A 6,853-nucleotide genomic window follows, 5' to 3' on the forward strand; every position below is an offset into this window, starting at 1 on the left:
TTCACTCTCCTCAGTTCAGAAGATCAGCGATATCTTCACCCGATTCATCCGGTACTCGACGAATTTCACAGGGAATACCCCTTTTTTGTAGTTCAATAAAAGCCTCAATATCTTCTTTATCCACAGCAACTGTTTTATGGATCTGCGTTTTTCCTTCTGAAAAATGCATATTTCCGATATTCACAAAATGGATTGGAACATTACCTTTTACGAGCATCAGTACATCCTTAGGCGTTTTACAGACGATGAAAATTTTCTGCCGTTCTGCAGCGTTATGAATGACATCAATCGTTTTTTGCAGAGTAAAATAGCGGGTCTGGACACCATCAGACATCACCATGTCCATAAGAGACTGCTGAACAAGATCATTTGCTGCTTCGTCATTCGCCACAACAACAAGATTGACACCCAGAGAATTTGCCCAGGTAACGCCAACCTGTCCGTGTATCAAACGATTATCAATACGGGTTAATAGAATGTTTGGGGTAGACATACGGACTCCTTTTATTGTTCTGATTGGGTATAGGGATAAATCTGAACGCCTTTTACTACGCGGTTAACTTCACCTGTCGGGCATGGGTTATCGGGGGTCAGGCCAAGAGCCAGTGAGGTTTCAAAACCCAGTACCTGAAAGAAAAGTAAATAAGGAAAAAGAAGCCAGCTATCCGATAAATCAGCCGGAATTTCCAGAGATTCAGGATGGGGCAGACTGGTTAGGACGATGATTTGTTTTGCCAGACCATCGCGCCTGAGTTCATTGAGCAAATCGATATCATAGTGACGGCAATGGGGATCTGCGGAGAGCATAACAACCACTAGCGTATGATGATCAATCATAAACTTCGGCCCGTGCCGTACCCCCATGCAAGAGTCGTAACGTGTTGCTATCCGGCCTGCGGTTAATTCCAGCATCTTTAGCGCACCTTCTTCAGCAATGCCGGCAAAACCGGGACTACCCAGCGCAATCATACGCTTGAATCCCAGCCCGATAATTCGTTGGATCAACGGTTGCCAATCCGGTGCCTGTGTTTCACACAGTGCAGCGACTTTTTCCAGTGCGCTTTTTTGTTTTGCAATATCGAAAGTCCGATCCCCCAGAAGTAACAGTGTTGCCATCGCCATACAGCTAAAACTGGAAGTCATGGCAAAGCTACGATCGTTGGTCCCTTCCGGCATCACTAGCGAACAGACATGCTTTCTGTTCTCAGCATAACGTGCCAGCTCCCCTTCAGGATTACAGGTAAGGATCAGATGGTGGCAATCAGCCAGAAGAGAATCAGCTAATTGAATAACGGCAGTACTTTCAGGACTATTACCGGAACGGGCATAAGAAACCAGTAACGTGGGTTTAGTCGTATCCAGATATTGCCGGGGAACGGGAACAATATCTGTGGAGGCAACGGCCTGAATATCAGGCCTGTATTTCTTTCCGTCATACAACTTTCCATCATACAACTTTCCGTCATTCAATTTTGCACCAGCCAGCCAGATTTCACGCAGATAGGGAGCAACCGCCTTTCCCACAAAGGCCGAAGACCCCGCTCCACACAGAATAATCTGTAAATCCGGTTTCATGAGCAACTGCTGGAGAAAAGGTTGCCAGTATGGCTGGCGGTGTCGCAGTTCATGATACAAAGTACGCCACAATCTTGGCTGATGCAGGATCTCTTCCGCAGTATGATGTGCCTGATGTTCAACCAACCACTGAGCTGAATGAGGGAAAAAAGCATTCATAATCCAACCCTCCCCGCTTCACAAGCCTCGGCGTAATCCCTCAGTATCTGCCGGATTTTATCCATAACCCACGCTTTAGGGTCATCATAGGCAAGATAACCCGCATTTATTGCTCTGGCCTGTTCAGGCAGGAACTGGCTTATCATGGAAAGAGGAGGTGGTTTACACCGCAGGTTAGAGAGCAACTTTTCAACAGCAGATTCAACGTCAGAATGAGTCCAATAGTAGCGGATGCGATCACTTAAACTATATTGACGATCAAGATGCTGTTCATGAGTATTGCCTTTATAGTACGAGCGCCAATATTCCGGCTGATTGCACATAACCCGCTCCAGTGTTTCACTTAAGTGGGCAGCCTCTGATTCCCCATTCCATTCACGATCCAGCTTCTCAAGAGCAAACAGCCCTTCCCGCAGGGCAAAGGTCAGTGCTGGCCCCACTTTCAGAATGGCAAAGTGATCACGAACCAGATTACGATAAGTTTGTGGTGTCTGGTAATCCGTTGAATGGGCTTCATAAACCATATTCGATTGCGTCGCGATATACTGACTGAGTGCATATGCTTTTTCTGGTCGATAATGCTCAATTTGGTGATTACCGAACTCAACACCCGGCTGTACAACCAATGCAATGACCCGCGGCCAAACGTGCGCCAGATGTGATTTCACCCATTCTGCCCGATGAATTTTCAGTGTAGATGCCGCAGAAACAGCGGTGGTAATCTTCATTTTATCCACAACGTCTTCTGTCGTTCCTCCCGGAACAGGAACTTCTGTGCCAATCACATAAACGGGTTTTTCACCGCCATGTATTTGCCAGCTTTGTTCGGCGGCCAGACAAAGACGGGCAGCCCGTTTAGCAACAATATCGTCAGTCAATGGAACAGGGTCATCGGCACAAGACATGGAGCAATCGAGATGAATTTTGCGAAAACCAGCCGCGACATAATCATAAATCAGGGTTTCTGCAAGTGTCATCGCTTCTTCCGCTGGTTGAGCCTGCCAGACATTAGGTCCCAGATGATCTCCCCCCAGCCATATTTTTCCTCTCGGAAAACCGACTGAATCTGCGATCTCCCAGAGTCTATTACGAAAATCAGCGGGCTTCATTCCGGTATAGCCACCAAATTGGTTAACCTGATTAGATGTGGCTTCAATCAATACGCAAGTTTCCCGTTCTTTCGCAAACCGGAATGCACTTTCCAATACCCAGGGGTGAGTGGAACAAATAGAGTAAATACCTACTGATTCACCCGATTTATGTCGGGAGATAAGCTGTAATAGCGATTGCATAATGTTTCATGTCTCCAATACCTTAATAGACCCAGTTTTAGTGTCATTCTTAATCTCTACGACTACTGCACGACGCTTACAAACTTGAATAATCAGTAGGTTGAGCAAAAAGTGATAAGCAAAAATGACGGGAGAAAATGATTAAGCATTGGTATTAATAGCACGAAAACATTACAGCAAAGGAAAACAACCTAAACTGTGATCCTGATTAAAAGTTTATTTTTTCGGAAATGTGTGAAAAAAACCTTATTTTTCACATAAAAACAAAATATAATTTCTTTAAATGATTTTTAACCAAATATTTATAATCGGGATATTCAATAAGCTAGAAAGTTTCTGACAATATTAAACGATAAGTTTTGTCAAAAATTTGTAAGAGAAATTACAGCATTGCCCTAGTGATGGAAATCACAAAACAATAAAAAGCCTCATGTGCCTTATAGATTTGAGGCCGGGCTCTTGCTTGGATATAACCCGATAAATAAATAGTACAAGCAATTCCCAGCCACTAATTAAACGAGTAGATTAAAAATCACAAAGAAAATCAGCCAGTATTGGATTAAAGCGGGTCGGAGCTTCCCAAAACGGAGCATGATCCATCCCTGCTAAACTAATAACCTTATCCTGCCAAAGGTTTTGGTAATTCAGGCCTTCGATATATTGCGCATTGATGAAAGGATCCCCACTTCCATTGATGATAGCCAAAGGTATTTTGCTTGTTTCAGCCAATAATTTTTGATCTGTTGCCTGTGGAGAAGTAAAGGCTTCAAACATATACTGACGTGATAAACCATCCGTTCTTGCCACCACATCAAAAATAAACTGATCATGTGGCGCATTAACACCTACTGTCTCATAGGCATAATTTCTCACATCCTCTTCAGTAAAATCAGCCTTACCGGCAAGCCCCATATGTTCACTCTGATGAAAACCAAGTGTGACATTATCTTTACCGGCGGCTACAGGTGGTGTACCGCAAATCATCAACCCAATCATTTTGGGAAACAGAGCCAGCATCTCCAGCCCGATATGCCCACCTAATGACCAGCCGAAAATAACAACTCTGTTTATGCCGATTTTTTCCAATACTTCAATAACAGTACGGGCATAGGCCGGCATTGAATATGCCTTACGCGGCTCACTGGCATTGGAGGATGCCCCGTGCCCCGGCAAATCAAGAGCCAATACCCGATAATCCTTTTTAAAGTACTCTACCTGATGGCGAAATATTTCTTTACTGCTTGAATTCCCATGTATAAATAAAACAGGTAACCCGTTACCACCAGAATCTAATACTGAAATACGTGCATAACGGGTTGATACATCATAGTAGTGGATACCATTGTGTGTAGCAGCCATGATTTATCTCCTGATGAGGTAATAACAGAGTAGTCTTTATATAGAGAGAAGTTATTAACGACAGGCCTTCATAAAAGTAGCATGACTCTACGGTATTTTTTCACACATCTCAATGAATAACATTCATATACAACTGATCTTTTTCATCAATGATTTTTAAACGAAAAATGTAAAGAACCGATTTATCAATAGAATAAATAGGTTATAGCCATTTTATTTCAAGTTATCTTTTATTATTTAAGATAAAGGATATCTTTCTATTTGAGAAGGAATGTTACTATTATAAAAAATATATAATTTAGATTTCACCACATTTCATCTAGGAGCCATATAACTGTAGCCCCCTAGAATACCCGATTGCCATTTTAGTTAATATACATTTCCAAAACCATGTTCTTTATGACCAAATTATTTAACTATCAACAAGATGGATTTTTTCTTTTTCTTCATCATTCTTATTATTTGGCGAGATTAAAAAACGACCTTTATTCCCGTACTGATCATAAATAGTAATATAGAACTCAGGATACCAATAATCCTTTACCTCAGGAAAAGTTGGATCATTTACCAATATAACAGTAAAGCAAAGGAAGCCAACCTTCTGCCGAACTGTAATATCTATAGGAAAATTAACTGGTAGATTAAACCATATAGCATTCCCTATGGAAATAGTCTTTTCTTTTCCCAATGACCAAAGGAAATGGGCATAATAAACTGTATGATATTCATCTTCAGAATAAAGTTGGTGAATAGAATCAATCTTTCCACCATCATGTTCTAATTTCATAATATGACGTTTTCCATACTGATCATTTGGACTGATAGACACATATGTGTTCTCTTGTATCCAACCAAGCTCACCATAGTGGGTAGTAATGATTTTACTATCCATTTTTATATGGGACATATCATAAAATATTTCACTAATCGCAGTTAATTGTAAAAATGCAGATACATCATCAAAATCTCCGCCATATGAGATAGAATGCTCACCGTCTGGAGCCTGTACCAACACGCCTATTTGTTTAATGTGATTACTCTCTGTTGGTGCGCAGTATACATAATAAGTTAATGTATTTATAAAATTTGATTTCTTTATTGAATTTGAAGCCTGCTCCCTTGAATTCATTAAAGAAACACTACTGGGAATAATAATAGCAGTAAATTCATTAGGCTCATCTGTATATCCCCATGTAAAATCATCATTTTCAGAAACGTCAAAGGACAATTTTTCACCTGTATTATAGTCAATGAGCCAAGTGTTTTTAGATAGTATCTTATTTGGTATTGATATATTCATATCATTTTTATCCTTTGGTGTTATATGAACATCAATCAATATCCTATGCCTTCCATTGGAAAATATATTCTCACTATTACATAGTTGACGAAAACCAATTTTTAAATGAGAAACCCCATTCCAAGATGAATATTTATCGTCATCTTTAAAATCAATCATATAAAACCTCCAATTAAATCATTAAAAGCCCTTGAATATTGATTTTAGTTCTATGGATCTTTCAGAACATGAAAATTTTTAATAAACCGATAACAACGACTAATACAAAAAATACTTGGCAGTAGTATTAAGATAATCATCTATAATCATTTATCAGTGTTTTCAGCTAAAAAAATACCTCCGATAAATTTCATGTATATCTAGACCTCTAGGGTCTATGCCCTCTCTTTCTGCTATCTGTAGTTCCCTATAAAATATATTAGAATAATTATATTGAAGATTTCGCCATAAAAGATTGTCAAAAGTATAAGAAAATCCGTTTGTTGCCCACGCACGCTGTATCTCTTGGATATCTGTAGCACTATATATCTGACTACGGGCTTGTAAGTCATACCGAAACGCATTAATAAATTCAGTACCATTACGACTATTTACATTTATGATAGGTGTATACAACTGGTCTACTGTATTAATTCCAATATCTACCGCTCCAATCCCCCCTCCCACTTCTACCAGGTTATTCATTCTACTTACTCCTTGAGTTGTATCAAAACCCAGCATGTCTAAAGCAGAAAAAAATTCAGCGTTACCCGCAGGAAGAGTAAGTTGCAATGTATGAAAATTACTCCCTGCAGGACTTATGACTTCCTGAACATATCCCATTCGTACTGCCATATCAAAATAAGCTCTCGTAGATACGTAAACACTACTTTGCCTTCCTTCACTCAAACCTTCCTGAGGCACGCGTCCTAGTAATTGCATATGTTCTATTCTCGGAGACGGTGGCCCGCTTACAGCAAACCTCTCTGGCATTTCTGCCGGCGCTGTAGCCCCTGTAGCCTCTGTCGTCAGCATATGGCTAGCACTCGCTTGCCGGATGCCCCAAGCCAGTTTTCCGAGCACCGAACTGCCCAGACTGACCGCCCCAAACCCCATTGATACCCAGCCCAGAATAGCCGAGGCCTGGGGGTTACTTTCCTCGGTCAGGCTACTGGCAACCCCGGTCGCT

At 40.9% G+C, this 6,853-nt stretch carries 5 protein-coding genes and 1 pseudogene; all 6 read right to left on the reverse strand.

Going from position 1 to position 6,853, the window contains the following annotated elements:
• Positions 1-10: 10 nt before the first annotated feature.
• A complete protein-coding gene (gene agaV, locus AAC855_RS13775) occupies positions 11-493 on the reverse strand; it encodes a PTS N-acetylgalactosamine transporter subunit IIB (protein ID WP_340610360.1) in 483 nt (160 codons plus the stop codon).
• Positions 494-504: 11 nt separating this feature from the next.
• Positions 505-1,734, reverse strand: coding sequence for an AgaS family sugar isomerase (locus AAC855_RS13780; protein ID WP_340610362.1), 1,230 nt, complete (start codon positions 1,732-1,734; stop codon positions 505-507).
• Positions 1,731-3,026 (reverse strand): D-tagatose-bisphosphate aldolase, class II, non-catalytic subunit, encoded by a 1,296-nt coding sequence (locus AAC855_RS13785; RefSeq protein ID WP_340610364.1) that lies wholly within the window; start codon positions 3,024-3,026, stop codon positions 1,731-1,733. The genes AAC855_RS13780 and AAC855_RS13785 overlap by 4 nt, the downstream gene beginning before the upstream one ends.
• Positions 3,027-3,551: 525 nt before the next feature.
• Complete coding sequence (locus tag AAC855_RS13790; RefSeq protein ID WP_340610365.1) at positions 3,552-4,385, reverse strand: alpha/beta fold hydrolase; 834 nt, start codon at positions 4,383-4,385, stop codon at positions 3,552-3,554.
• Between the two features lie 412 nt (positions 4,386-4,797).
• A complete protein-coding gene (locus AAC855_RS13795; RefSeq protein WP_340610367.1) occupies positions 4,798-5,844 on the reverse strand; it encodes a hypothetical protein in 1,047 nt (348 codons plus the stop codon).
• 162 nt (positions 5,845-6,006) lie between these two features.
• Positions 6,007-6,853: pseudogene (locus tag AAC855_RS13800) on the reverse strand (hypothetical protein); the annotation flags it as partial.

The organism is Xenorhabdus bharatensis (genome assembly GCF_037996705.1).
GTDB lineage: Bacteria > Pseudomonadota > Gammaproteobacteria > Enterobacterales > Enterobacteriaceae > Xenorhabdus > Xenorhabdus bharatensis.

What these genes read in the sequence shown, in the direction of transcription:
- agaV (WP_340610360.1), bottom strand. Translation starts at nt 493, where the DNA reads ATGTCTACCCCAAACATTCTATTAACCCGTATTGATAATCGTTTGATA.
- AAC855_RS13780 (WP_340610362.1), bottom strand. Translation starts at nt 1,734, where the DNA reads ATGAATGCTTTTTTCCCTCATTCAGCTCAGTGGTTGGTTGAACATCAG.
- AAC855_RS13785 (WP_340610364.1), bottom strand. Translation starts at nt 3,026, where the DNA reads ATGCAATCGCTATTACAGCTTATCTCCCGACATAAATCGGGTGAATCA.
- AAC855_RS13790 (WP_340610365.1), bottom strand. Translation starts at nt 4,385, where the DNA reads ATGGCTGCTACACACAATGGTATCCACTACTATGATGTATCAACCCGT.
- AAC855_RS13795 (WP_340610367.1), bottom strand. Translation starts at nt 5,844, where the DNA reads ATGATTGATTTTAAAGATGACGATAAATATTCATCTTGGAATGGGGTT.